The organism is Haemophilus paracuniculus (assembly GCF_002015115.1).
GTDB classification, from domain to species: domain Bacteria; phylum Pseudomonadota; class Gammaproteobacteria; order Enterobacterales; family Pasteurellaceae; genus Haemophilus_E; species Haemophilus_E paracuniculus.
In genome coordinates this window covers 141,100-167,319 of the sequence record NZ_MUYA01000008.1, presented here as the reverse complement: position 1 = coordinate 167,319, position 26,220 = coordinate 141,100, and the positions used below count along the sequence as shown (strand labels likewise).

At 47.3% G+C, this 26,220-nt stretch carries 25 protein-coding genes; 15 read left to right on the top strand and 10 right to left on the bottom strand.

The window, feature by feature from the left end:
- Positions 1-78 precede the first annotated feature (78 nt).
- From hslV to mscL, 6 genes are all read left to right on the top strand, one after another.
- Positions 79-600: an ATP-dependent protease subunit HslV gene (hslV, locus tag B0187_RS07115; RefSeq protein WP_078237170.1), complete on the top strand. Its 522-nt coding sequence runs from the start codon at positions 79-81 to the stop codon at positions 598-600.
- Positions 601-908: 308 nt separating this feature from the next.
- Positions 909-2,231, top strand: a complete 1,323-nt coding sequence (gene hslU / locus B0187_RS07110) for an ATP-dependent protease ATPase subunit HslU (RefSeq protein ID WP_078237169.1) — start codon at positions 909-911, stop codon at positions 2,229-2,231.
- 504 nt (positions 2,232-2,735) lie between these two features.
- Positions 2,736-4,715, top strand: a complete 1,980-nt coding sequence (locus B0187_RS07105) for an OmpA family protein (protein ID WP_078237168.1) — start codon at positions 2,736-2,738, stop codon at positions 4,713-4,715.
- A 110-nt stretch (positions 4,716-4,825) separates the two neighbouring features.
- Complete coding sequence (locus tag B0187_RS07100) at positions 4,826-6,304, top strand: TrkH family potassium uptake protein (protein WP_078237167.1); 1,479 nt, start codon at positions 4,826-4,828, stop codon at positions 6,302-6,304.
- Positions 6,305-6,832, top strand: a complete 528-nt coding sequence (gene hemG / locus B0187_RS07095) for a menaquinone-dependent protoporphyrinogen IX dehydrogenase (protein WP_078237166.1) — start codon at positions 6,305-6,307, stop codon at positions 6,830-6,832. It abuts the gene before it with no gap.
- Positions 6,833-6,922: 90 nt separating this feature from the next.
- Positions 6,923-7,321, top strand: a complete 399-nt coding sequence (gene mscL / locus B0187_RS07090) for a large-conductance mechanosensitive channel protein MscL (RefSeq protein WP_078237165.1) — start codon at positions 6,923-6,925, stop codon at positions 7,319-7,321.
- 354 nt (positions 7,322-7,675) lie between these two features.
- On the opposite strand, the gene B0187_RS07085 is transcribed toward mscL, so the two are convergent.
- From B0187_RS07085 to B0187_RS07070, 4 genes are all read right to left on the bottom strand, one after another.
- The gene (locus tag B0187_RS07085; RefSeq protein WP_078237164.1) at positions 7,676-8,422 is read right to left on the bottom strand and encodes an amino acid ABC transporter ATP-binding protein; all 747 of its coding nucleotides are present in this window, start codon (positions 8,420-8,422) and stop codon (positions 7,676-7,678) included.
- A gap of 172 nt (positions 8,423-8,594) precedes the next feature.
- Positions 8,595-9,278 carry an amino acid ABC transporter permease gene (locus B0187_RS07080; RefSeq protein WP_425432440.1) on the bottom strand — a complete coding sequence of 228 codons (684 nt, stop codon included), beginning with the start codon at positions 9,276-9,278 and terminating at the stop codon, positions 8,595-8,597.
- 22 nt (positions 9,279-9,300) lie between these two features.
- Positions 9,301-10,080, bottom strand: coding sequence for an amino acid ABC transporter substrate-binding protein (locus B0187_RS07075; protein WP_078237162.1), 780 nt, complete (start codon positions 10,078-10,080; stop codon positions 9,301-9,303).
- Between the two features lie 106 nt (positions 10,081-10,186).
- Positions 10,187-10,666 (bottom strand): YchJ family protein, encoded by a 480-nt coding sequence (locus B0187_RS07070; RefSeq protein ID WP_078237161.1) that lies wholly within the window; start codon positions 10,664-10,666, stop codon positions 10,187-10,189.
- Positions 10,667-10,815: 149 nt separating this feature from the next.
- On the opposite strand from B0187_RS07070, the gene B0187_RS07065 reads away from it, so the two are divergent.
- Complete coding sequence (locus tag B0187_RS07065; protein ID WP_078237160.1) at positions 10,816-11,571, top strand: DeoR/GlpR family DNA-binding transcription regulator; 756 nt, start codon at positions 10,816-10,818, stop codon at positions 11,569-11,571.
- Between the two features lie 190 nt (positions 11,572-11,761).
- Positions 11,762-13,582, top strand: a complete 1,821-nt coding sequence (glmS, locus tag B0187_RS07060; protein WP_078237159.1) for a glutamine--fructose-6-phosphate transaminase (isomerizing) — start codon at positions 11,762-11,764, stop codon at positions 13,580-13,582.
- 170 nt (positions 13,583-13,752) lie between these two features.
- Here the strand turns inward: glmS and rpsT are convergent, their stop codons facing one another.
- Positions 13,753-14,016, bottom strand: a complete 264-nt coding sequence (gene rpsT / locus B0187_RS07055; protein ID WP_078237158.1) for a 30S ribosomal protein S20 — start codon at positions 14,014-14,016, stop codon at positions 13,753-13,755.
- Between the two features lie 275 nt (positions 14,017-14,291).
- Between rpsT and murJ the strand changes: the two genes are divergently transcribed.
- Complete coding sequence (murJ, locus tag B0187_RS07050; protein ID WP_078237157.1) at positions 14,292-15,863, top strand: murein biosynthesis integral membrane protein MurJ; 1,572 nt, start codon at positions 14,292-14,294, stop codon at positions 15,861-15,863.
- 158 nt (positions 15,864-16,021) lie between these two features.
- On the opposite strand, the gene murQ is transcribed toward murJ, so the two are convergent.
- Entirely contained in the window at positions 16,022-16,933 is a 912-nt protein-coding gene (murQ, locus tag B0187_RS07045; RefSeq protein WP_078237156.1) for an N-acetylmuramic acid 6-phosphate etherase, read from the bottom strand.
- 160 nt (positions 16,934-17,093) lie between these two features.
- On the opposite strand from murQ, the gene B0187_RS07040 reads away from it, so the two are divergent.
- Positions 17,094-17,282 carry a DUF5397 family protein gene (locus B0187_RS07040; RefSeq protein WP_078237155.1) on the top strand — a complete coding sequence of 63 codons (189 nt, stop codon included), beginning with the start codon at positions 17,094-17,096 and terminating at the stop codon, positions 17,280-17,282.
- A complete protein-coding gene (locus B0187_RS07035) occupies positions 17,282-17,560 on the top strand; it encodes a virulence factor (RefSeq protein ID WP_078237154.1) in 279 nt (92 codons plus the stop codon). Before B0187_RS07040 ends, B0187_RS07035 begins: the two co-directional genes overlap by 1 nt.
- Positions 17,561-17,601: 41 nt before the next feature.
- Here the strand turns inward: B0187_RS07035 and B0187_RS07030 are convergent, their stop codons facing one another.
- From B0187_RS07030 to B0187_RS07015, 4 genes are all read right to left on the bottom strand, one after another.
- Positions 17,602-18,717, bottom strand: a complete 1,116-nt coding sequence (locus B0187_RS07030) for an anhydro-N-acetylmuramic acid kinase (RefSeq protein ID WP_143413766.1) — start codon at positions 18,715-18,717, stop codon at positions 17,602-17,604.
- A gap of 57 nt (positions 18,718-18,774) precedes the next feature.
- Positions 18,775-19,389, bottom strand: coding sequence for a 16S rRNA (guanine(527)-N(7))-methyltransferase RsmG (rsmG, locus tag B0187_RS07025; RefSeq protein ID WP_078237152.1), 615 nt, complete (start codon positions 19,387-19,389; stop codon positions 18,775-18,777).
- A 295-nt stretch (positions 19,390-19,684) separates the two neighbouring features.
- Complete coding sequence (gene mnmG, locus B0187_RS07020) at positions 19,685-21,577, bottom strand: tRNA uridine-5-carboxymethylaminomethyl(34) synthesis enzyme MnmG (protein ID WP_078237151.1); 1,893 nt, start codon at positions 21,575-21,577, stop codon at positions 19,685-19,687.
- A 389-nt stretch (positions 21,578-21,966) separates the two neighbouring features.
- Complete coding sequence (locus B0187_RS07015) at positions 21,967-22,752, bottom strand: IclR family transcriptional regulator (RefSeq protein WP_078237150.1); 786 nt, start codon at positions 22,750-22,752, stop codon at positions 21,967-21,969.
- A 146-nt stretch (positions 22,753-22,898) separates the two neighbouring features.
- On the opposite strand from B0187_RS07015, the gene yiaK reads away from it, so the two are divergent.
- The 4 genes from yiaK to B0187_RS06995 are packed head-to-tail and all read left to right on the top strand — an operon-like array spanning position 22,899 to position 26,178.
- The gene (gene yiaK, locus B0187_RS07010) at positions 22,899-23,897 is read left to right on the top strand and encodes a 3-dehydro-L-gulonate 2-dehydrogenase (RefSeq protein ID WP_078237149.1); all 999 of its coding nucleotides are present in this window, start codon (positions 22,899-22,901) and stop codon (positions 23,895-23,897) included.
- Positions 23,898-23,947: 50 nt separating this feature from the next.
- Positions 23,948-24,418 (top strand): NanQ anomerase/TabA/YiaL family protein, encoded by a 471-nt coding sequence (locus B0187_RS07005; protein WP_078237148.1) that lies wholly within the window; start codon positions 23,948-23,950, stop codon positions 24,416-24,418.
- Positions 24,419-24,421: 3 nt separating this feature from the next.
- On the top strand, positions 24,422-24,904 hold the full coding sequence (locus tag B0187_RS07000) for a TRAP transporter small permease (protein ID WP_078237215.1): 483 nt from the start codon (positions 24,422-24,424) through the stop codon (positions 24,902-24,904).
- The gene (locus tag B0187_RS06995; RefSeq protein ID WP_078237147.1) at positions 24,901-26,178 is read left to right on the top strand and encodes a TRAP transporter large permease subunit; all 1,278 of its coding nucleotides are present in this window, start codon (positions 24,901-24,903) and stop codon (positions 26,176-26,178) included. The genes B0187_RS07000 and B0187_RS06995 overlap by 4 nt, the downstream gene beginning before the upstream one ends.
- The last annotated feature ends 42 nt before the right edge of the window (positions 26,179-26,220 follow it).

Sequence of the window (26,220 nt, the reverse complement as noted above, 5' to 3'; positions counted from 1 at the left end):
ATCCCACCCCTTGCCCTTGATTTTTGCCGTTGTCGTCCTCAAATACCGCCCAGTTTTTCTAAAAATAAAGGATTGAAAATGACAACGATTGTATGCGTTCGTAAAGATGGCAAAGTGGCGATTGGCGGCGATGGGCAGGCGACTTTGGGTTCGTGCGTGGAAAAAGGCACGGTGCGTAAAGTTCGCCGTCTGTATAAAGACAAGGTGGTAACGGGCTTTGCTGGCTCAACCGCCGATGCCTTTATTTTGCGTGATCTGTTCGAGAAAAAATTGGAATTGCATCAAGGGCATTTGGTGCGAGCGGCGGTGGAACTCGCCAAAGAGTGGCGAACCGAACGTTCGCTTCGCCGTTTAGAGGCAATGATGATCGTGGCGAACGAGAGCGAATTTTTGTTGGTATCGGGTTCGGGCGATGTGATCGAACCAGAATTTGACGTGCTGGCGATTGGCTCGGGTGGCAACTACGCCAAAGCAGCCGCCCTTGCGTTGTTGCGTACCGAAAACAACCTTTCCGCCAAAGAGATTGTCAGCGAAGCCTTAAAAATCGCAGGCGATATTGATATTTACACTAACCACAATCACGTTATTGAAGAAGTGTAGCCATACAAGGGGTAGGATTTTAAAAAATTTTACTATATCAAAATCAAAGCACAATTTATAAATCAGAGAGAGCGTTCCCCCGTCATTTTGCGTTGAGCGTTTTCGTCAATTTCAAGAACGATTTGTACTGTTTGAGCCAGCTTGCTGGCGAGTTTACAAATCGTTCGTAGAAATTAGAAAAAAGCGAAACATCAGCAAAATGTTCGGGTGTGCTTTCTTTGGTTACTTTCTTTACACAAGTAAAGAAAGTAACATAAAAAAGAATTATCGGGATCTCAAATCCCAAAAACAAAATAAGGAATAAAACAATGTCAATGACCCCTCGTGAAATTGTGTCGGAATTAGACGCTCACATTATCGGACAAACAGATGCCAAACGTGCGGTGGCGATTGCCCTGCGTAACCGTTGGCGAAGAATGCAGCTGCCAGAGGCGTTGCGTCAAGAAGTTACCCCGAAAAACATTCTGATGATCGGACCGACGGGCGTGGGTAAAACCGAAATCGCTCGCCGTTTGGCGAAGCTCGCCAACGCCCCGTTTATCAAGGTGGAAGCGACCAAATTTACCGAAGTCGGCTATGTGGGTAAGGAAGTGGATTCGATCATTCGTGATTTGACCGATGTGTCGATGAAATTGGTTCGTCAGCAAGCGGTCGAAAAAAATCGTTTTCGTGCCGAAGAAGCGGCGGAAGATCGCATTTTAGACGTGTTGCTACCGCCCGCCAAAGATCAGTGGGGCAATGTGCAAGAGAGCGACAACGCCTCAACCCGTCAAATCTTCCGCAAAAAATTGCGTGAGGGGCAGTTGGACGAGAAAGAGATCGAAATTGATGTCGCAACCCCCGTTAGCGTGGAAATTATGACCCCACCAGGAATGGAAGAGATGACCTCGCAGCTGCAATCACTGTTTGAGGGCTTTTCGCCGAACAAAACCAAAAAACGCAAATTGAAAATCAAAGATGCGTTAAAAGTGATGATCGATGAAGAAGCGGCGAAGTTGGTCAATCCCGAAGAGCTGAAAGATCAAGCGATTGAAGCGGTGGAACAGCACGGCATTGTGTTTATTGATGAGATCGACAAAATCTGCAAAAAAGGCGAACATTCGGGCGGCGATGTGTCGCGTGAGGGTGTGCAGCGTGATTTGTTGCCGATTATTGAGGGATCAACGGTTAATACCAAACACGGAATGGTCAAAACCGACCATATTTTGTTCATCTGTTCAGGGGCGTTCCAAGTGGCTCGACCGTCTGATTTATTGCCAGAATTACAAGGGCGTTTGCCGATTCGTGTGGAATTAAAATCCCTCACCAAAAACGATTTCGAGCGAATTTTAACCGAGCCAAATGCTTCGCTCACCTTGCAATATCGTGAGTTGATGAAAACCGAGGGCGTAGAAATCGAATTTACCCCAGATGGCATTAGTCGCATTGCGGAATCGGCATTCCGTGTGAACGAAAAAACCGAAAACATCGGAGCGAGACGTTTGCACACCGTCCTCGAACGCCTAATGGACGGCATTTCATTCGATGCCAGCGAACGCAAAGGCGAAAAAATCGTAATTGACGAAAAATATGTCGCCGAAGCGTTGAATGACGTGGTTGAGAATGAGGATTTGAGTAGGTTTATTCTCTAATGCTAACGATACAAAGCAAATTTTATAAAGTTTTGATCTTATTCGCTTTTTAGCATAGAATAAAAAACAAGGAACGGCGGTAACCGTTCCTTGCAGCAAATCTACCTAGCCAGTAGTGCTACCCTTTAATAGCAGGCAAAGTAGAATAATGATGAACCACATAATAATGCGTTTCATATTTTTATCTCCACGATAAAGTTGAACGTAAAGATCTACTAAAACAGCCCGACAGGTGCGAACTGGCGGACTGATTTCAGCAGATCCGCCTCTGCCCCAAAGGCATTGGATTGATTATAGCATAAGAGCCTATCAAACATTCATTTGATAGGCTTTTCTTTTACCAATATCCGACGACTTTCGTAAACTTTGTAAGAAATTCCTCTATTTTTGAACTTTCCCTATTTTTTGTACCTAAGGCTAGGTAAAATTTGCCTCGCCACTCGGTTTTGGGAAGAAAGTCAAAAAAGGTGGCGATTTTTTATTCACTTACTTTAAGGAACAACAATGAATTTCGATTTATCTCAATTAGTGCAAGGCCCAGTGCGTGATTTAGTGTTAAACCAAATCACCAAACAATTCGGCATTTCTGGTGAACAAGGTGGTAGCCTTTTAACCAAAGGTTTATCAATGGTATTAGGCGGAATGACCCAAAAAGCAAGCACCCAACAAGGTGCGTCTGCACTTTTCGATTTAATCAAAAACACCAATTTCTCTGGCAATCCGTTAGATATTTTAACGGGTAAAGCAGACGCAGCAGCAAGCGGTAGCTTATTAGAAACAGGGGCAAAATTATTACCAAGCCTGTTCGGTGAGCGTGCAGATTCAATCACAGATTTCTTATCAAACAACCTTAACGTTTCTTCAACCACCACCAAAGGTGTGTTGGGAATGTTATTGCCAACCGTGTTCTCATTCTTCAAAGGCAAAATTTTAAACGGTTTAGGCTTAAACGGTTTCTTAGGCTTACTCGGCGACCAAACCAAAGCCTTAGCGTCAAACTTAGACAGCAACACCCTTGGTGCATTAGGTTTCTCTGGTAACTTCAACGATGTATTAGGCAACGTAGCGAAAGTAGGTGCAGGTTTAGCGGGTGCGGGTGCAGCCGTGAAAGCAGCCACTTCTTCTGCGGCTTCATCAGCAACGGCAGCCGCAAGCAAAGCAGCGACTGCGGTGAAAGAAGATAAAAAATCTGGCTTAGGCAAATGGGTAATCGGTGGTTTAGCTTTATTAGCGGCGATCTTCGGTTTGAAAAACTGCGGTGGCACAACCACTTCAACCCAAGCTACCCCAGCCCCAACCGCTGAAACCGCACCAGCAAGCGTTGCTTCAAAAGTGGTGGAAGGCTTAGGCAACTTAGCGTGGGCGAAATCAGACAAAGATTTTACCGTTTCTGGTACAGTGCAAAATGACGGTGTAAAAGCGAACATCTTAGACGCATTCAAAGGTTTAGCAGGTAACTTACCGCTTGTGGATAAATTAGCCGTTGATGCGAACGCACCACAATTCAGCTTTAATAACTTCGGCGGTTTGGTTGATGCGTTAAAAGCGTTCCCGAACGTAAACGGTTCATTCGCAGACAAAGCGTTCAACTTAATCGGTCAAGTAGCAAACGGCGATGAAAAAGCCAGCCTTGTGGATAAAGTGAAAGGCGTGCTTGGTTCAGCATTCGACATCAATGCAGACGGCGTGAAAGCAGACAACCCAGTGGCAAACCTCGTTGAGGGCTTAGGCAACTTAGGTTGGGCGAAATCAGATAAAGATTTCACGGTTTCTGGTACAGTTCAAAATGAAGGCGTAAAAGCGAACATCTTAGACGCTTTCAAAGGTTTAGCAGGCAACTTACCGCTTGTGGATAAATTAGCCGTTGATGCTAACGCACCACAATTTAGCTTCGGTAACTTCGCAGGTTTAGCGAACGCATTAAAAGCATTCCCAGCGGTAAACGGCGAATTTGCGGATAAAGTGGTAAACCTTGTGGGTCAAGTGGCAAATGCAGGCGAGAAAACTGCCCTTGTGGATAACGTGAAATCAGTGTTAGGCGATGTTTTCTCAATCAATGCAGATAAAGTAACTGTGGCAGAAGCTGCACAAGCCGCAGCCCCAGCAGCGAACGCAGCGGAAGAAGAAGCGGCAGAAATCGCTGATGTAAATGCGAACAAAATCGACTTAGAGATCGTGTTCAACACAGGTTCATCAGAAATTAGCTCACGTTACTTCCGCCGTTTAGACGCCTTTGCGAAACACTTAGTGGAAAGCAAACGCCAAGGCGAAATCGCAGGCTACACCGACAACACAGGTAACGCCGCTGCGAACCAACAACTTTCTGAAAAACGTGCAATCGCTGTGCGTAACTACTTAGTGAGCAAAGGCGTGGAAGAAAGTGCCTTAACCGCGAAAGGTTACGGTCAAGAAAACCCAGTGGCGGACAACAACACCGCAGAGGGTCGTGCGAAAAACCGCCGTATTGAGTTTAACGCGCGTTAATTTTCTCTCTTAATACAAAGCCCCCAACTTGGGGGCTTTTGTCGTTTTGGGGCTTTTTTGCTAAAATTCGCCCCAATCTAACCGCTTGTAAGCAGATTTTTGAGGTTTTTGTGCAGTTTTTTACCATTATGCGAATTGTCGGCATTCTTGTGATGAGCTTTTCATTCACAATGCTTGTGCCTGCGTTCGTGGCGTTAATTTATGATGACGGCGGCGGTCGAGCCTTTTTGGAAGCCTTTCTGCTCAATTTTACCGTTGGGGCGGTGCTTTGGTGGTTCTGTCGCAAGCACAAAAACGAACTGCGTTCCCGTGAGGGATTTTTAATTGTGGTGCTGTTCTGGGTGGTGCTTGGCTCGTTGGGGGCTGTGCCTTTTATTCTGCTCGAAAAGCCTGATTTGAATTTTAGCGAATCGGTGTTTGAGTCGTTTTCGGGGCTAACCACCACGGGGGCGACCGTGATTACGGGCTTAGACACCCTACCCAAAGCGATGTTGTTCTATCGCCAATTTCTGCAATGGCTAGGCGGAATGGGGATCATCGTGCTTGCGATTGCGATTATTCCGATGATCGGTCTCGGCAAATTATACCGTGCGGAAATGCCTGGCCCGCTCAAAGATCAAAAAATGCGGCCACGCTTCGCCGAAACCTCAAAAATGCTCTGGCAGATTTACCTCACGCTGACGGTGCTTTGTGCTTTCGCCTTTTGGCTGGCAGGAATGACCCCGTTCGATGCAATTTCCCACAGTTTTGCCACCATTTCGATTGGCGGATTTTCCACCCACGATGCGAGTATCGGCTACTTTAACAGCTCGGCGATCAACTACATCACGGTCGCCTTTTTGCTGATTTCGTCCTGTAATTTCGGCTTGCATTTTGCCCTGTTCGACCAACTCAAAGATCGCAACAACAAACGCAAACAGTCGATTTTTAGCCGCCTTTACTGGCAGGATTATGAATTTCGCTCGTTCGTATTTATTCAGCTCGCCCTGTTCGTAACTTGCGTGGTGGTGTTGAGCTTTTACAACTATTTTGACGACCCAAAAACCACCTTTGAGCAAGCGTTATTTCAATCGGTGTCGATTTCCACCACCGCAGGCTTCACTACTACCGATTTTTCCTCGTGGTCGTCCTTTTTGCCGATTTTGCTGGTGCTGGCTTCCTTTATCGGCGGTTGTGCTGGCTCAACGGGGGGAGGATTGAAAGTGATCCGCGTGCTATTACTTTATTTGCAAGCCAACCGAGAAATACACCGCTTCGTTCACCCGAACACGGTCAAGCCAATCAAACTCGGCAAACACGTTTTTTCCGAACGGATTGAAGAAGGTATTTGGGCGTTTTTCGCCGCCTACTTGTTTGTCTTTTTGGTCTGCTGGTTAGCGGTAATCGCCTGTGGAATGGAACCCTTTGACGGCTTCAATGCGGTGGTCGCCAGTCTCAACAATCTCGGGCCAGCCCTCGGCTCGGTGAGCAGTAATTTCACCCAAGTGCCAGACGCCGCCAAATGGGTGCTGACCATTGCAATGGTGTGCGGTCGTTTGGAAGTGTTCACGCTTCTCGTTATTTTAAGCCCTGTATTTTGGAAAGATTAAATGAAAACCTTAATTCTCTATCTCACTAATGACGGTCAAACCAAGAAAATTGCCGAAAAACTTGCCAGCCATATTGACCACGCCACCGAAGTGCTTTCCCTGCGGGAACAAGCGGGTATTTCCCCTGAAATTTTGGCGAGCTACGATCAAATCGTGATCGGGGCGTCCATTCGCTACGGGCATTTTGATAAATTGCTCGAACAATTTATCGAAAAACATTTCGCCCTACTCAACCAAAAACGCACCTCCTTTTTTAGCGTGAATCTGACCGCTCGCAAAGCCACCCGCAACACCCCGCAAACCAACACCTACACCCGCAAATTGCTGGCTCGCATCAAATGGCAACCCACGGTGGTGGAAGTGTTCGCAGGGGCTTTATTTTACCCTCGCTACACCTTACTCGACCGCCTCTGCATTCAACTGATAATGAAGATCACCAAAGGCGACACCGATGCCAGCAAAGAATACGAATACACCGACTGGCAACAGGTGCAACGCTTCGGTAAACAATTAAGTAAAGTTTGTTAAATTTCACTAACAAAAATGGCGAATTTATGTATAATTCGCCCCCTATTTTGCTTCGGCAAAAGAACATCAATTTTTTATTAAGGATTTAAAATGAGCATTTTAAAAGAGTTCCGTGAATTTGCGGTAAAAGGTAACGTAGTAGATATGGCTGTCGGTGTGATCATCGGCGGTGCGTTCGGTAAAATCGTTTCTTCACTTGTCAGCGATGTGATTATGCCACCAATCGGTTGGTTAATCGGCGGCGTAGATTTCAAAGATCTTGCAATCACTTTACAAGAAAAACAAGGCGAAACCGAAGCGGTAATGATCAAATACGGTGCATTTATCCAAAACGTATTTGATTTCTTAATTATCGCGATTGCGGTGTTTGGTATGGTGAAATTGATCAACTCACTCAAAAAAGCCCCAGAACCAGCCGCCCCAGCAGAGCCACCAGCACAAGAAAAATTACTTGCTGAAATTCGTGATTTATTAGCGAAAAAACAGTAATGTAGAAAATAGAAAACCGCTCGATTGAGCGGTTTTTTTATTTTCTAAATGGCTACAAGGGGTGGGATTTTTGAAAATTTCAGTTTCATTAAGAATTTGCCTCACATTTTGAATCCTTGCTCGAATAAATCCCCCGTCATTTTGCGTTGAGCGGTTTCGTTAATTTCAAGGGCGATTTGTACTGTTTGAGCTTGCGAAGCAAGCGAGTTTACAAATCGACCGCAGAAATTAGAAACAAGCGAAACATCAGCAAAATGCTCGGGGCGTGTTTCTTTGGTTACTTTCTTTGCTCGTGCAAAGAAAGTAACAATATCTAATGCGAAATTTTGTAAAATCCTACCCCTTGCAAAAGGATTAAACCCGAATTTGCTGTAAAAACCGTTTCGTGCGTTCGTGTTGGGGGTTGTTGAACAGGGCTTCGGGCGAGCCTTGTTCGACAATTTCGCCGCCGTCCATTACCACCACCACGTCCGCCACATCGAGGGCGAATTTGATTTCGTGCGTTACCACCACCATTGTCCAGCCCTCGTTGGCAAGCTCTTTCATCGTGTTTAGCACATCTTGCACTAATTCGGGGTCGAGGGCGGAAGTGGGTTCATCAAACAACATCAATTCAGGCTGAATCGCCAAGGCTCGGGCAATGCCGACCCGTTGCTGTTGTCCGCCCGACAGTTGGAACGGGTAGAGATCCGCTTTATCCGCCAAGCCCACTTTTGCAAGCAACGCCATCGCCTCTTGCTTGGCTTGTTCAACGGCTTTACCCTGCACAAAAACAGGGGCTTCGATGATATTTTCTAATGCCGTTTTATGCGGAAACAGGTTGTAATTTTGGAACACCATTCCCGATTTGCGTCTCAGGGCGAGAATTTCCTTTTTGGACGGACGGGCGGAAAAATCCACCGCAAGCGGTGCGTTTCCGTCAAAATTTAGCGTCCCCTGCTCGGGCATTTCGAGGGCGTTTAAACAACGCAAAAAAGTGGTTTTGCCCGAGCCAGAAGGCCCGAGAATTACCACCACTTGCCCTTTTTCAATATCCAGATCAATCCCACGCAAAATGGGATTATCGCCGAAAGTTTTGTGAATGTTGCGGATTTTTAGCATAATTTATATTTCATTGTTTATTCCCTCTCTCTGTTTTAAATGCTAAACGCATTTAAAACTGTCTCTCTCCCACAAGTGGGCGAGAGTTTTTCTATTAAACCCCTCTCCCGTTTACGGGAGAGGGACAGATTTTTCTTCGTTGAGAAGAAAAATCAGGGAGAGGGTAAAAAGTTTACTTCGCCACAAACCGATCAAAGCGTTTTTCGAGGCGGGCTTGGATCAGGAAAAGCACCCAGCAGAATGCCCAGTAGATCAAGCCTGCTTCGATGTAAACGGGCAGGAAGTCGTAGGACATATTCGCCACTTGTTGAGCGACACGGAACATTTCCGTAACCGTAACCACCGAGGCGAGCGAGGTGTCTTTAAACAAGCCGATAAAAGTGTTGCTCAATGGCGGCACGGCAACACGGAACGCTTGGGGGGCGATAATGCGGCGGAAAGTCTGCATATAGGTCATACCAATGGTGTAACCTGCTTCCCATTGTCCTTTTGGCACAGACAAAATCGCCGCCCGAATGGTTTCCGATCCGTAAGCCCCGATGTTGAGGGAAAAGCCGATGATTGCCGCTGGGATTGGATCGATAAAAATCCCAATCGCTGGCAAGCCGTAGAACACGATACAAATCTGCACCAACATTGGCGTGCCACGAATGATCGAAATGTAGCCTTTGACTAGCCAGAGAAAAATCCGATGAATCCAACCGCTTGCAGGGGTAACACGCACCAACGCCACGCCCACTGCAATCATCATTCCTATAATAAAAGACGCAAGTGCAAGCGGAATCGAAACTAAAAACGCCGCTTGCACCATAGGAAGAAAGCCATTTATCACGAGTTCCGCCCGTGCGTCCGTCATAAATGGCAAGGAAGTGAGGAAATTATTTAACACTAATATCTTTACCGAAGAACTGTTCGCCTAATTTTTTTAGTGTACCATCTTTTTGCAATTCGACAACCGCTTGGCTGATTTTGGCGAGGGCTTCATCGTTGCCTTTGTTCGCAATAAAGCCAGCACCCACTTTTTCGGTTGATTCCCAAACGGGTTTTAAGCCTGAATTTGGGTTCTTTTTGAGGTAATCGAGTAACGCAAGCGAGTCGTTGAACGTAACGTCCGCACGTTTTTGCTGGATTAACAATAACCCTTGTGCCATACCGTCAATCGGCACGATCTCCGCTTGATATTTGCGAGCCAATTCGCCGTAGTTTGAGCTGAGGGTTTGAGCCGCTTTTACGCCTTTCACTTGCTCTGGGGCGGTAATGGTGGAATCTTGACGAGCCACCAACATCGCACCGCTCCAACTGTATGATTCTGATTTATCAAAGGTCGCTTGGCGTTCTGGGGTGGTTAAGCCCACTTGGTTCGCCACGAGATCAAAGCGATCCGCTTTCAAACCTGCCAACATTGCGTCCCATTGGGTCTCTTTAAAATCGACTTTCACGCCCAATTTTTCCGCCACCGCTTTGGTAACTTCCACATCGTAGCCCGTTAATCTACCGCTTGCGTCGTGGTAAGTGAACGGGGCGTAAGTGCCTTCCGTGCCGACCGTGATCGTGCCTTTATTATTGATACGCTCTAACAAACTCTCTTTCGCCACCGCCTGCACCGAAGTGGCTAATGCTACCGCCGATAACGCAATCACTGATAATTTTTTCAACATAATTCATTCCTTATTGATAGGTAAAACAAAATTGCGAGGCATTTTAGGCAAAAAATCAGGGGGTGCAAATAACCAAATGGAATATCAAAAAACTAATCGTTTGGAACTACAACCACGCCCCACAACAATGCTTAAATTTTTTGCCCGAACCGCAAAAGCAGGGCTGTTTTTGTGCGGGTAATGGTACGGTGGGATCGACAAAAAACCAGCGTCCGTTAATTTGGACGAATAGAGATTTTTCGTGGTGGGTTTCTATTTTACTTTCGGTTCGAAAGAAAGCGTTAAATTCCACTTGGCTGTGGATTTTGCTGATCTGCGGTTGATGTTGCACGATTTCCAACCCCGCCCATTCGGTGTTTTCGCCCCACGCTTGGATTGCCGCCACATCAAGCAACGGCTGTTGAGCTGGCACGGTGGTTTGCACGATGTAATCCGCATTCGCCAAGTAAAACGCCGTGTAGCGAGAACGCATTAGCTGTTCGGCGGTGGGGGGATATTGGCTAAATGCGTGAAACGGTTGGCAACATTCGCCATAATGTTTGCCCGATTGGCACGGGCAAGGGGTCTGATTTTCGATTTTTTCCATTATGTAACTCTCTCGCAGAAATTTGGCTCAATCTACCCCCTTGTTGAGCATTTTTCAAATTTTCCTTTTACTTTTTGATCATTCTCTTTATAATGCCGTCCGTTTTTACGAATCGAAACTTAAAACGAAATTTATGATCGAGGTTCAATATGTCAAAACGCAACACCCAACAACGCCGCCACTTGATTGCGACAATGGTGCAAGAGCAAGGGGAAGTGAGTGTCGAAGATTTAGCGACTTTATTTGAGACTTCGGAAGTAACGATTCGTAAGGATTTAACCGCCCTTGAAGAGAGCGGTTTTCTTCTTCGCCGTTATGGTGGGGCGATCAAAATGCCAACCGAGTTGATTGACGAAAGCGAACATCTTTCAAAACAAAAGTTAGCGATTGCCAATGAGGCGGCGAAACTGATTCGAGATCACAATCGTATTATTATCGACAGCGGCAGCACCACGGGAGCGTTAGTCAAAGCCTTGCATCAAACGGGTTTAGTGATTATGACTAATTCGTTAGCGTTGGCGAACGAATTAACCGCCCTCGAAAACGAGCCGACTGTGCTGATGACAGGCGGCACTTGGGACGCTCGCTCGGAATCTTTTCAAGGCAAGGTGGCGGAACAGGTGCTACGCTCTTACGATTTCGACCAACTTTTTATCGGGGCGGACGGGGTCGATTTGGCTCGTGGCACAACCACCTTCAACGAGTTGGTCGGGTTAAGTCAAGTAATGGCGGACGTGGCGAGGGAAGTGATCGTGCTGGTGGAATCGCAAAAAATCTGCCGTAAAATGCCGAACCTTGAACTGGAATGGTCGCAGATTGACCGCTTGATTACCGATAATGAACTTTCCCCCGAAATTAAGGCTCAGATTGAGGCGGTGGGGGTTGAGGTAATTATCGCAAATTAGGGCTGCCCCCTACCCCACCTTCGGTGGTACTTCCCCCGTAAACGGGGGAAGATCAGATCTGCCCCCGCTAGCGGGGGAAGTGGTCGAGCAAAGCGAGACCGAAGGGGGCAAAAGAGAAAGGAATACAAGCGGTCAGATTACCGCAAATTTTTACTTATTTTTAATATCAAACTCATAGGAAACAAAAATTATGTGTGGAATTGTCGGTGCAGTAGCACAACGTGATGTAGCAGAAATCCTGGTGGACGGTTTACACCGTTTGGAATATCGTGGTTACGATTCAGCAGGGGTGGCGGTGTTGAATGATAAGCACGAAATGCAAATCGTTCGCCGTGTGGGCAAAGTGAAAGCCCTTGACGAGGCGATTGAAGCTAACCCAATTTTAGGTGGCACGGGGATCGCACACACACGCTGGGCGACCCACGGCGAGCCATCTGAAACCAATGCTCACCCACACCGTTCGGGCAAAATTGCGGTGGTGCATAACGGTATCATCGAAAACTACGAAGAACTTCGCACCGAATTACAATCCCGTGGCTATGTGTTCCAATCGCAAACGGACACCGAAGTTATCGCTCACTTGGTGGAATGGGAATTCCGCACCGCTAAAACCTTGTTAGAAGCGGTGCAAAAAACCGTGGTGCAGCTGCGTGGGGCGTACGGCACAGTGGTAATGAACCAAGACGATCCAGAGCGTTTAATCGTGGCACGTTCGGGCAGTCCGCTCGTGATCGGTTTGGGCGTGGGCGAGAATTTTATTGCGTCTGACCCGCTTGCACTATTAAGCGTAACTCGCCGTTTTATCTACCTTGAAGAGGGCGATGTGGCGGAAATCACTCGCCGTACAGTGGATATTTTTGACCGTGCAGGGGCAAGCGTTGAGCGTGAAATCCACGAAGGCAATTTCGAGCAAGATGCGGCGGACAAGGGGCAATACCGCCACTATATGCAAAAAGAGATTTTTGAACAGCCAGTGGCGATTATGAATACCCTTGAAGGGCGTATCGCTAACGGTAAAGTGAATTTGGACGCCATCGGGGCGAATGCGGAACAAATCCTCAAAAAAGTGGAACATATCCAAATCGTGGCGTGTGGTACGTCTTACAATGCAGGTATGGTCGCTCGCTACTGGTTTGAGTCCATTGCAGGTGTGGCGTGTGATGTGGAAATCGCCTCAGAATTCCGCTATCGCAAATTCGTAACTCGTCCAAACAGCTTGCTAGTAACGATTTCACAATCGGGTGAAACCGCTGATACTCTTGCAGCGTTACGTCTTGCAAAAGAATCAGGATTTATGGCTGCAATGACGATTTGTAACGTAGCAAGTTCCTCTCTTGTGCGTGAATCAGACTTTGCATTTATGACCCGTGCGGGTGTTGAAGTTGGCGTAGCATCCACCAAAGCATTTACCACCCAATTAACGTGTTTACTACTTTTAACCGCTGCACTTGGACGTGTAAAAGGCAATATCAGCGAGGACAAAGAGCAACAAATCGTTGCCGCTTTACAACGTTTACCTGCTCAAATTGAAAGTGCCTTGGTATCAGATAAAGAAATTGAACAATTATCTGCCGATTTTGCTGAGAAGCACCATACTTTATTCTTAGGTCGTGGTGAGTTTTACCCAATCGCAATGGAATCAGCGTTGAAATTGAAAGAAATTTCTTACATTCACGCCGAAGCCTATGCCGCAGGCGAATTGAAACACGGACCACTCGCGTTAATCGACAGCGATATGCCAGTGATCGTGGTTGCCCCTGAAAATGATTTGCTCGAAAAAGTGAAATCAAACATCGAAGAAGTGCGTGCGAGAGGCGGTCAGCTTTACATTTTCGCCGACCACGATGCAGGCTTAGGACACAAAACCCTTGTGTTCCCGAAAGTAGATGAAATTACCGCACCAATTTTCTATACCGTGCCGTTACAATTACTTTCATACCACGTTGCTTTAATTAAAGGCACCGATGTGGATCAACCTCGTAACTTAGCGAAATCTGTTACCGTAGAGTAACCCTCAAAAAAAACAAGCGGTTAGATTTTTGAAAAAATTTCACAAAATCTAACCGCTTTTTATTTAAGCATTCAATTTAAAATACATTTCTAATTCTGATGATCAAGCATAAAAAAACCGACCAAGCGGTCGGTTTTTCCAAAATTTCGTTGTTTAAATCAAGTTAGCGATTAAGCTAATTTTTTGATTTGAGCAGCTAATTTTGATTTGTGGTTTGCGGCTTTGTTCGCGTGGATTAAGCCTTTTGACGCCATACGGTCAACCACTTTTTGCATTTCAACGAATGCTTTTTCTGCTACTGCTTTGTCGCCTGTTGCTACTGCTGCATATACTTTTTTGATGAAAGTACGCATCATTGAGCGTTGGCTTGCGTTGTGTTGGCGGCGTTTTTCAGATTGAACCGCACGTTTTTTTGCTGACTTGATATTAGCCAAGGTCAAACTCCTAAAAATATCTGTGTAAAAATAAAAACATAAACCGAAGTTTATGCGTTGCTATCGATAGTTTAAATTCATTTTCAACGAGACACGGGCTTGAAAATAATACCGCTTAAAGCCAAGCAGAGCCTGCCTAGAAACGATAGGTCGAGATTTTAGCAGTTTTTTTCTGATTTTCCTACCTTAAACTGCTAAAATTCCGATCATTTTCTCGATCCTGATAAACAAGCGGTGCGATCCGCTGTTTTTTTTCGTTTTTTGATGAGCATTTTATGAGTAAGAAATTATTAAAATCGGGCATTATCGTCAGTTCGATGACGCTGATTTCCCGCATTCTCGGCTTGGTGCGAGATGTGGTGGTGGCAAGCCTGCTCGGGGCGGGGGCGATGTCGGACGTTTTCCTATTTGCCAACCGCATTCCCAACTTTCTTCGCCGTTTGTTCGCCGAGGGGGCTTTTTCCAAAGCCTTTGTGCCAGTGTTGGCGGAATATAACGCCGATAATGATCCGAACAAAACCCGTGAATTTATCGCCAAAGTGTCTGGCACGCTGGGCGGATTGGTTACGATTGTAACGCTGGTGGCAATGATCGGCTCGCCGATTATCGCCGCCTTGTTCGGTACGGGCTGGTTTATGGATTGGCTGAACGGCGGGCAGAACGCCGAAAAATTTAGCCAAGCCTCGTTATTGCTCAAAATTACTTTCCCTTACCTTTGGTTCATTACCTTTGTCGCCTTATCTGGGGCGGTGTTGAACACGATTGGTAAATTTGGGGTGATGGCGTTTTCGCCCGTGTTGCTCAATGTAGCGATGATTGGAATGGCACTTTGGGGGGCAGATTATTTCGCCTCGCCCGATGTCGCATTGGCATGGGGGATTTTCCTCGGTGGTTTGTTGCAATTTCTGTTCCAAATTCCCTTTTTGAAAAGAGAGGGATTGCTCGTCAAACCCAAATGGGCGTGGCACGATGAGGGGGTGAAAAAAGTCCGCAATTTGATGATCCCCGCCCTATTTGGGGTGTCGGTAACTCAACTCAATTTGCTGATTAACCAAGTGATCGCCAGCTTTTTGGTTACGGGTTCGATCACTTGGCTCTACTATTCCGACCGCTTGATCGAATTTCCGCTCGGTTTATTTGGGATTGCGATCTCAACCGTGGTGCTGCCGAGCCTTTCCCGCATCGCCAAGAAAAAAGAGATTGACGAACCACAACGGGCGATTGAGTTTCGCCAAACCCTCGATTGGGGGGTGAGAATGGTGCTACTACTCGGTATTCCTGCGATGGTCGGCATTGCGATTTTGGCTCAACCGCTGATGATGACGATTTTTATGCGGGGTAAATTTGGCTTGCCAGATGTGATCGCCACTTCGCACGCTTTGTGGATTATGTGTTTAGGCTTGAACAGCTATATGTTGATTAGCGTCCTCGCCAACGGCTTCTACGCCCGCCAAAACACCAAAACCCCCGTGAAAATCGGGATTATCGCCACCGTCAGCAATATCTGTTTTGGCGTGTTAGCGATTCCATTCGGTTACCTCGGTTTGGCAATGGCTTCGGCACTTTCCGCCGCCGTAAACGCAGGCTTGCTTTACCGCAACCTCGCCAAAGAGGGCGTGTATCAAATCAGCGACAAAACCGCCCTGTTCACCGCCAAACTCGCCCTGTCAGCGGCGATAATGGGCGGACTGGTTTACTACTTCTCACCCCAACTGCCACAATGGTTTGCGATGACCTCCCTCGCCAAAATCCACTGGCTCGCGTGGCTACTCGCCCTCGCAGCAATTAGCTATTTCGGATCGTTGTTTGTGTTGGGGATTAGAAAGCAGGATTTCCGAGCGGCGTAAAAATAGATATTTCAAGGGGTGGGATTTTTGGAAATTTCGCAATGATTCCCCCTACCCCGCCTAACGGCGGTACTTCCCCCGCTTGCGGGGGAAGTACCCTGCGTAGCAGGGGGTAGGGGGCTACAAAAAATAAACGGACACTCTCGTGTCCGCTTTTCTTATTTATCCAACGCCAACTTCAACCGCCCTTGATTGCTTGCCAGCATTTGCTCGGCGGTGGTTTTATCCACATTGGCTAAAATCATCAAAATCGCTAATTTGGCGTGATTATTCGCCTGTTGCAGGGTGGTTTCCGCTTGCTCTTTACTACATTCGGTGGCTTGCATTACGATCCGCACCGCACGGGCTTTGAGTTTTTCATTGCTCGCTTGCACATCGACCATTAGATTTTGATAGCACTTGCCGAATAAAATCATCGAGGCGGTGGTGAGCATATTCAGCACCAACTTTTGAGCGGTGCCAGATTTCATACGGCTCGACCCCGTCAGTACTTCCGCACCGACCACCGTATCAATCGCAATATCAGCGATTTCCGCCATTGCCGAAGCGGGATTGCTGGCAATAGATACCACCGCCGCCCCCAGCGATTTAGCGTATTGCATCGCCCCGATCACATAAGGGGTGCGACCGCTCGCCGCAATGCCGACCAACACATCTTTTGACGAAAATCCGACCCCTTGCAAATCCGCTACGCCTGCCTCTCGGTTATCTTCCGCCCCCTCAATCGGGTGGCGTAACGCACGCTCACCGCCGGCAATCAGCCCCACCACCATTTCAGGTGGCACGCCAAAAGTGGGTGGACATTCGGACGCGTCCAACACGCCCAAACGCCCACTCGTGCCAGCCCCCACATAAACCAACCGCCCCCCGTTTTGAAAGGCTTGCACGATTTTTTCCACCGCCGCCGCAACCTGTGGCAACGCCTTTTCCACCGCCAAAGCGACCTGTTTATCTTCATTATTGATGATCCGCACAATTTCCAACGCCGACAAGCGGTCAATATTCATCGAATTTGGGTTACGTTGCTCGGTTATCATCTGAGCGAGGCTATTGAGTAAAGTTGGGTTCATTGGATTTCCTTGTAAAAATTTGGGCGGAACATACCGCTTGTTATGCGATCTTACCGAAAAATTTAGCAACTTTCATTAACGATGATTTGATTAAATTTTGTTTATTTGAAACAACTCAGTTATACTTTGCCAACATCATTTTTTGCCATAAGAGGATAAGATGAATTTACAACAAATCCCAACGGGAACGATTAAACAATTCGGACAATTTGGCGTGCCTTATGTCGTTGGCGAGGCTTATGAGCAACTGCCTGATGGCGATGTGTTGGTCAAAATTACCTTACTTGAATCTGGTTACGAAGATCTCTACAAATTATCAAGTTTACTGGCAGATCCAGAGGCAGAATAATGTTTGCAATCGCATTTGATTTAATTGTTAAAGATACCCAAGAAAATCATCCAAAAGGTGTGCAACAAGCCTACACGGATATTGGGGCAACTTTATCCAAATTTGGTTTTGTGAGAACCCAAGGTAGTTTATACACGAGCCAAAATGAAGATATGGCAAATTTGTTTATGGCGATGAATGCTCTCAAACAACTGCCGTGGTTAGCTCAATCCGTCAGAGATATTCGAGCTTTTCGCATTGAGCAATGGTCTGATTTTACCGCCTTTATCAAAAATTAAATAAAAAAATGCCGATCATCTGATCGGCATTTTTCTTTTGTTTAATTAGGCGAATAAACCGCCCCGAGTTGCACCGTTTTGCTTGCCCCTGTTACGCTCGGTAAATTTCCTGAAAGATTGTTGAGGCGTTGATAAGCGAGCCAGGCGAAGGCGGCGGCTTCGACATAATCGACATCTAAGCCGTAATCAGTGGTGGGGGCGACTTGCCATTCGGGGAGCAAATCGGCGAGGCGTGCCATTATCAGCGGATTTCTCGCCCCGCCGCCACACACCAACAGCAGACACGGCAAGCCTTGCGGATTTTCCAATTTGGCTAAATCGTTGGCAATCGCTTGGGCGGTAAATTCCACCAACGTGCGTTGCACATCTTCGGGCGAGCAAGCGGGTAGTTTCGCCAATTTTTTTGCGAGCCAATCTAAATTGAACAGCTCTCGCCCCGTGCTTTTCGGTGGGGCTTGTTGGAAAAAGGGTTCATCAAGCAATTCGGCAAGCAGATCCGCTCGCACCTGCCCCGACTTCGCCCAATCGCCATTTTTGTCGAACCGCTTGCCGTGGTGCAATTCAATCCAGCTATCCAGTAACGCATTGCCCACCCCAACATCATAGCCGATGGTGGTTTTGTCGGGCTGCAACAGCGACACATTGCTAATCCCACCGATATTCAACACCACCGTGATGCGATGCGGATCAGCAAAAATCCCCTGATGAAAAGCAGGCACGAGGGGCGCACCCTGACCGCCGACCGCCATATCTTTACGGCGAAAATCGCCCACGGTGGTAATGCCCGTGCGAGCCGCAACAAGGTGCATATCGCCGATTTGCATTGTGAACGGGTGGTCGCCGTGCGGGGCGTGCCACACGGTTTGACCGTGGCAGCCAATCGCCTGAATGTGCTTCGGTGCAAGCTGATGTTTCGCCAAAAAAGCGAGGACACTTTCCGCATAAAGCACGCCCAGCCGATGATCGAGTTCCCCCAATTTTTGCAGGCTGGTTTCGCCCGATTTGAGCAGAGCAGACAGATCCGCCCGTAAATCCTCTGGCATTGGGGTAAAGTCGCAAGCGGTCAGTTTCGGCGGATTTTCCGCAAAATCCACCAACGCCAAATCCACCCCGTCCAAACTCGTGCCAGACATCATTCCTAGGTAAAGTTGTTTCATTTTCATTCCATAAAAAACGGCAAGATCGCAAAATTTTCGCTGATCTTACCGCTTGTTTTAGCCTTTTGCCAACACCACCAAATTTCGCTCGCCGACCAGCTCTGGCACATTGAGGGGGAGCACGTCCACCAACGCCACGGCTTGCTCGATTTCTGCCACTTCTTCGGGTTGGTAGATACCTTTGAGGGCGTAGAAACGACCGCTTGCGTTCGGCAGGTGATAGCACCACGCCACCATATCGTTGAGGGAGGCAAAGGCACGGCTCAACACACCGTCAAATTGCTGTTCGATGTATGCTTCCACACGGCTTTGCACGGCGGTTACGTTGTGAATGCCGAGTTCACGCAGGGCGTTTTTGATAAAGGTAATCCGCTTGCCGAGGCTGTCGAGCAGGACGAACTGTTTATCAGGGTTGGCAATCGCCAGCGGAATCCCCGGTAAGCCCGGCCCTGTGCCAACATCAATAAAATGTTGCCCCTGCAAATGGCGGCTGACTACGAGGCTATCCATAATGTGCTTGACCAACATTTCATCGGGGTTACGCACGGACGTGAGGTTGTAGGCTTTGTTCCACTTATCCAAAAGTTTAACAAAATCAACCAGTTGCGTTTTTTGCTGATCGGTAAGAGAAATTTCCGCCTGCGTTAGCAAGCGGTCTAATTTGGCGAACATTGAGCAAATCCTTTCTTTTTCAAAAATGGGTAAATTTTACCGAAAAACCGACCGCTTGTCGTTGGGTGTTTTGCGTGCTTCGTTTTTGGTTTTATTGATCAAATAATATCCAACACCCTATCTAAGATCGAGCGAGGGGGTTTAGTAGTCCTTTTAAGGACAGTCATTATAATGGCAGTCAAGCAGGTTGCGAACGTTACAAAGATCTTGGCGAGCAGGGTTATTAAGACTTGCTAGATTGAATAAACAAGCGGTCAGTTCCCACAAAATTTTTGCCAAAACTGACCGCTTGTGTTTAGAGTTCCCCTCGTTTTAACATTCCTTGCTTTTTGAGATTAACCAGCAAGATGGAAATCGCCGCGGGGGTGATGCCTGAAATACGGGAAGCTTGCCCGATGGATACGGGGCGGTGCTGCATTAGCTTGGCTCGCACTTCGTTTGAGAGGCTTTCCACTTTGTCGTAGTCAAATTGCGGTGGAATGAGGGTGTTTTCGTGGCGTTTGTGGCGTTCGATTTCGGCGTATTGATGTTCGATATAGCCTTGATATTTAATCGAAATTTCCACTTGTTCCGCCGCTTGTTTGTCGTCCAACGCTGGGGCGAAGGCTTCTATTTGGGTTAATTTTTCATAACTCATTTCTGGGCGGCGAAGCAGATCCTCACCGCTTGCTTCACGGGTGAGCGGACTGCTCACAATCTGATTAACAGCGTCTAAATGAGGGGATTGCGGATGAATCCAGATCTGTTTCAAACGCTCACGCTCTTTCTCGATATTGTCCATTTTTTGATTAAATCTCGCCCAGCGTGCTTCATCAATCAAGCCAAGTTGGTGAGCGATTGGGGTGAGGCGAATGTCGGCGTTATCTTCACGCAACAACAGGCGATATTCGGCACGCGAGGTAAATACGCGGTACGGCTCTTTGGTGCCGAGGGTGCAGAGGTCGTCCACCAACACGCCCGTGTAGGCGAGATCGCGGGTTGGATACCACGCCTCTTTGCCTTGCACCTGCAAACCTGCGTTAATCCCTGCCAACAAGCCCTGTGCAGCAGCTTCTTCGTAACCGGTGGTGCCGTTGATTTGCCCTGCGAAGAACAAGCCGTCAATCGCTTTGGTTTCAAGAGTCGGTTTGAGATCGCGAGGGTCGAAATAGTCGTATTCAATCGCATAGCCTGGTTTGATAATGCGGGTTTTTTCCAAGCCTTTCATTGAATTGACGATCCCCATTTGCACATCAAACGGCAAGCTGGTGGAAATGCCGTTCGGATAGACTTCGTTTGAGGTTAGCCCCTCAGGTTCGAGGTAAATTTGATGCCCGTTACGGTCGCCAAATCGCATTACTTTATCTTCGATAGACGGACAGTAACGCGGTCCGATCCCCTCGATAATCCCTGTGTACATTGGGCTACGGTCGAGGTTGGCACGGATAATATCGTGGGTTTGGTTATTGGTGTGGGTGATGTAACACGGGATCTGACGCGGGTGCAGATCCAAAGATCCCATAAAAGAAAACACTGGCAGATCCGCATCGCCGTGCTGTTCGGCAAGCACCGAAAAATCAATAGTGCGAGCGTCTAGACGTGGTGGCGTACCTGTTTTGAGGCGATCCACAAGCAAGTTAAGATCACGCAAACGATCTGCCAACATTGTTGCGGCAGGATCGCCTGCACGTCCGCCTGCATAATTATCCAAGCCAATATGGATCTTGCCCGCCAAAAACGTGCCAGCGGTTAAAATCACCGAACGTGCTTTAAAGGTTAAGCCCATTTTGGTTACCGCACCGACTGCACGGTTATTTTCGACCAAAATATCCACCACTTCTTGCTGGAAAATATCCAAATTCGGCTGATTTTCAAGGGCAATTCGCACCGCTTGACGGTAAAGCACACGGTCAGCCTGTGCACGAGTAGCACGCACCGCAGGGCCTTTACTGCTATTGAGGGTGCGGAATTGGATCCCTGCTTTATCGGTCGCCAACGCCATTAAACCGCCCATTGCGTCAATTTCTTTCACCAAATGCCCCTTACCAATCCCCCCAATCGCAGGGTTGCAAGACATCTGCCCTAAGGTATCCACATTATGAGTTAAAAGCAGGGTTTTTAGCCCCATTCGAGCAGGGGCAAGGGCGGCTTCGGTGCCTGCGTGGCCACCACCGACCACAATCACATCATAAATATCACGATAAATCATTTTTATTCTTCGTTAAATTCGGTTCATAAAAAAGATCGCAATTCTACCCGAAAAAAGCAGGATCGTAAAAAGGCATTTTGCGATCTTTTTCAGGATCTCACCCCTTGATCAGCAGATCCCTAAGAATAGATCTGATCTTTATATAAAGATCTTTATTATGATTACTATTAGATCGTAGGATAATTGAGGAAAACTCAAAAAAGTTACCGAAAATCAAAAGGTTATCGAAGATTATATTGTGTAAAAATCTTGCCAACTAACGGGATCTAAGTTGTGTATAAGATCCAAAGTTATCCACAGAATGGAAAAACGATCGGATTATTCCAACAAAGATCCCAACTTATCTACCATTTAGATCAGGAGTTATCCACAGATCAGAAAAATGATCTTTATTCATTCCAGCCGAGATCAACGGAGATCGCTTTGGCGGTTTGTTGCAATTCAGCAAGTAGATAATCAATGCCTAACTGGTTTAATTTGGCGGTGGAGAGGGAAATGGACACCGCATAATTGACCTTATTTTCATAATCAAAAATCGGGCAGGCTACGCAGGATACTCCCAGCTCATTTTCTTCGTTATCCATTGCAAAACCTTGTTGTTTGATTTGTGCAAGGCTCTGTTTCATTTCGGCTAAATCGGTAATGGTGTTGCAGGTAAGCGGTTGGATATGACCTTGATTTTGCAACCAATAATCTTGCAAATAATCTGTTTGATCGTGAGCGAGGTAGAGCTTGCCCATTGCGGAACAATAGAGGTGCAGATGCTGCCCGATGTAGGCTCGGGTTTTCATCATTCCCGTGGTGGGTTCGAGTTTATAGATCAAAATCGCGTGATCTTTTTCTCGCATTGAAAAATTGACCGTTTCCCCCACGGTGAGATTAAGGCGTTCTAAATGAGGTGAAGCGAGATGAATAATGTTGAGTGAGGAGAACATTTTATGCCCAATCGCCAGACATTTGGTGGTTAAGCGGTAGCTACCTGCGGTGGTGGCACTCTGAACAAAGCCCTCTTGTTGCAAGCCTTGCAGCAGCCGATGCACTGTGCTTTTATTGAGTTGAGCTAAATCCGCCAAGGTCGCCAACGGGCAACCGTTTGGGTAATTGCTTAGCAAATCGATCAGTTTTAGCCCTCGAATCAGGCTCTGATTGCCGCCGATTTTATCTTTTTCTGCCATAAAAATTTCCTCCGCAGGCTATTTTAGCGAATAAAACGAGATCTTGATCACAAATTTAGCAAGAAGTGATTAACCTTTGTGCTTTTTCCGTTTATAGTAAAAATGAAATCTAATTCCATATTATGAAATTTTATCGAGAGGTCAAGATGAGAGTTAGCTACCAAGCCTTAAAAGCCGAATTTAAACGGGTGTTACTTGCTCGCAATGTGCGAGAAGAAATCGCCGAACAGTGTGCCACCGTGTTTGCCGACACCGCTCAAGCGGGGGCGTATTCCCACAGTGTGAACCGTTTTCCTCGCTTTATTCAGCAGTTGGAAAATGGCGATATTATCCCCGATGCCGAGCCGACCAAAGTGCTGTCGTTGGGGGCGATTGAGCAGTGGGACGCTCATCAAGCGATCGGCAATTTAACCGCTCAAAAAATGATGGATCGGGCAATGGAAATTGCCGATCAATTTGGGATCGGCGTAGTCGCTCTCAAAAATGCGAACCACTGGATGCGAGGCGGCAGCTACGGCTGGCAAGCGGCGGAAAAAGGTTACATCGGCATTTGTTGGACGAACGCCCTTGCGGTAATGCCACCGTGGGGAGCAAAAGAGTGTCGAATTGGCACCAATCCGCTGATTATCGCCGTGCCGAGCAATCCGATCACAATGGTCGATATGTCTTGCTCAATGTATTCCTACGGAATGTTGGAGGTTCATCGTTTGGCGGGCAAACAAACCTTTGTGGACGCAGGTTTTGATGATGAGGGCAATCTCACTCGCGATCCTGCTACGGTTGAGAAAAACCGCCGTTTGTTGCCTGCGGGTTTTTGGAAAGGATCGGGCTTGTCGATTGTGCTAGATATGATCGCCACCTTGCTCTCAAACGGGCTTTCCACCGCTGCCGTAACGGAAGATAAAGATGATGAATACTGCGTTTCGCAGGTGTTTATTGCGATTGAGGTCGATCGCTTAATTGACGGCGACACCAAAGCGGAAAAATTGGCTCGGATTATGGATTATGTCAAAACCGCCGAGCGAGCCGATCCAAATGTGGAAGTGCGTCTGCCCGGCCACGAATTTACCACCATTCTTGCCGATAACATTGCGAACGGCATTCCAGTGGACGAACGGGTGTGGGCGAAGTTGCAATCGCTGTAAGCCGTTTACAAGCGGTCTGATTTTCTCAAATTTTTGCAAAGGGGGCGATGATGTTTTTTGGACATCTTTCTGCGGTAAATCTCAAACAGTATCCAGCTGCGATTCAGTTTGCGTTGAATTACCTCAAAAACACCGATTTTGATCAGCTTGACGTGGGGCGTTATCCGCTAAAAGGCGACCGCATTTATGTGCAAGTGTTGGACTTAACCACCCAGCCGAAAGCCGAGATTTTGCCCGAAGTGCATCGCCATTATCTTGATGTGCAATATCTGCACCGAGGCAACGAGATTATCGGTTTTGCCCCCGATTTAGGCAACAATCCGATTGCGATTCCTTATTCGGCGGAACGGGATATTTTGCGTTATCAATCGGCGGAAAATGAGAGCGATTTGATAATGCAAGCGGGTAGTTTTGCGGTATTTTTTCCCGAAGATATTCATCGCCCAGCCTGCATTCACGGCGAGCAAAGCGAAATCCGCAAAGTGGTGGTCAAAATCGCAATGAGCGAAATTGAGGGGTAAATGATGAAACCGTTGATTGCTTCCGTGAGCCGTGTGCTGGAATTTTTGGTGGTGTTGATTTTGTCGGCGATGTCGCTGTTGGTGTTTGTCAATGTGGTGCTGCGTTATGGATTTAACAGCAGTATCAATGTAACCGAAGAAGTTTCTCGCTACCTGTTCGTCTGGTTGGCTTTTTTAGGGGCGGTGCTGGCGTTTAATGAAAATTTACACGTGAATGTAACCTTGCTCACCTCAAAACTCTCGGCGGTCAAACAAAAGCTGTTACGCCTGATCACTGACGGGGCAATGCTCTTTTGTTGCTATTTGATTTTGGTCGGCAGTTGGGTGCAATTCCAGCTTAATTTAACCAATATCGCCCCGATTTCAGGCTTACCGCAGGGGATTACTTTTCTCGCCAGCGTGATTGCAAGCGGGCTGATCGGCATCTTGTTAGCGGTGCGTTTGGTCTCAAATTTTACCGTTTTGATTAAAGGGGAAACGCAATGACTGTGGTGATTTTTCTTTCCGTGCTGCTCGGCTCGATTTTGCTGGGCGTACCCGTTGCTTTTTCGCTGCTGATTTGTGGTGTGGCGTTAATGTTACATTTAGACCTGTTCGATCCGCAAATTTTGGCTCAACAGCTCGTGAGTGGGGCGGATAGTTTCTCGTTAATGGCGATTCCGTTTTTCATCTTGGCTGGCGAAATAATGAACGAGGGCGGTTTATCCAAACGGATTATCGATCTGCCGATGAAATTAGTCGGACACAAACGCGGCGGCTTGGGCTTTGTGGCGATTATGGCAGCGATGATTATGGCAAGCCTTTCAGGTTCAGCGATTGCCGACACCGCCGCCGTTGCCGCAATGTTATTGCCAATGATGAAAACCACGGGTTACCCGTTGGATAAATCGGCAGGTTTAATCGGCACCGCAGGGATTATCGCTCCGATTATTCCGCCGTCCATTCCGTTTATCGTATTTGGGGTAGCAAGCGGTGTCTCGATCACTAAACTTTTCCTCGCAGGCATTTTCCCTGGCATTTTAATGGGCGTTTGTTTAGCCGCATTATGGTGGTGGCAGGCAAAACGGCTCAACCTGATGACCTTTTCCAAAGCGACCAAACAAGAGCTTTGCATTTCATTCAAAAACAGCATTTGGGCGTTGTTGTTGCCTGTGATTATTATCGGCGGTTTCCGCTCGGGAATGTTTACCCCAACGGAAGCAGGGGCAGTGGCGACTTTCTATGCGTTGGTGGTATCGTTGTTTGTCTATCGTGAGTTGAAATTCCGTGATCTCTACCGTGTGATTTTAGCCGCCGCCAAAACCACCGCTGTGGTAATGTTCCTCGTGGCTGCCGCTAACGTTACGGGCTGGTTGATTACCGTTGCAGAACTGCCGCAAATGATGACCGAACTGTTAGAACCGTTGATTGAAAGCCCAACCTTGCTGTTGATCGTGATTATGCTTGCGGTGTTTGTTATCGGAATGGTAATGGATCTGACCCCAACGGTACTGATTTTAACCCCTGTGCTAATGCCGTTGGTGCAAGAAGCAGGGATCGACCCCGTTTATTTCGGCGTGCTGTTTATTCTCAACACCTCGATTGGCTTGATTACACCTCCTGTCGGCAATGTGCTGAATGTGATTACGGGCGTGTCTAAACTGCCATTCGACCAAGCCGCCAAAGGGATTTTGCCTTATATGTTGATGATGATCGCCTTGCTGTTTGCGTTCGTTTTCTTCCCTTCGTTGATTTTAGTGCCGCTCGGCTGGTTGCAGTAAGCGGTCGGATTACGCCAAAGTTTGGCAAATTGTTTAACCCTC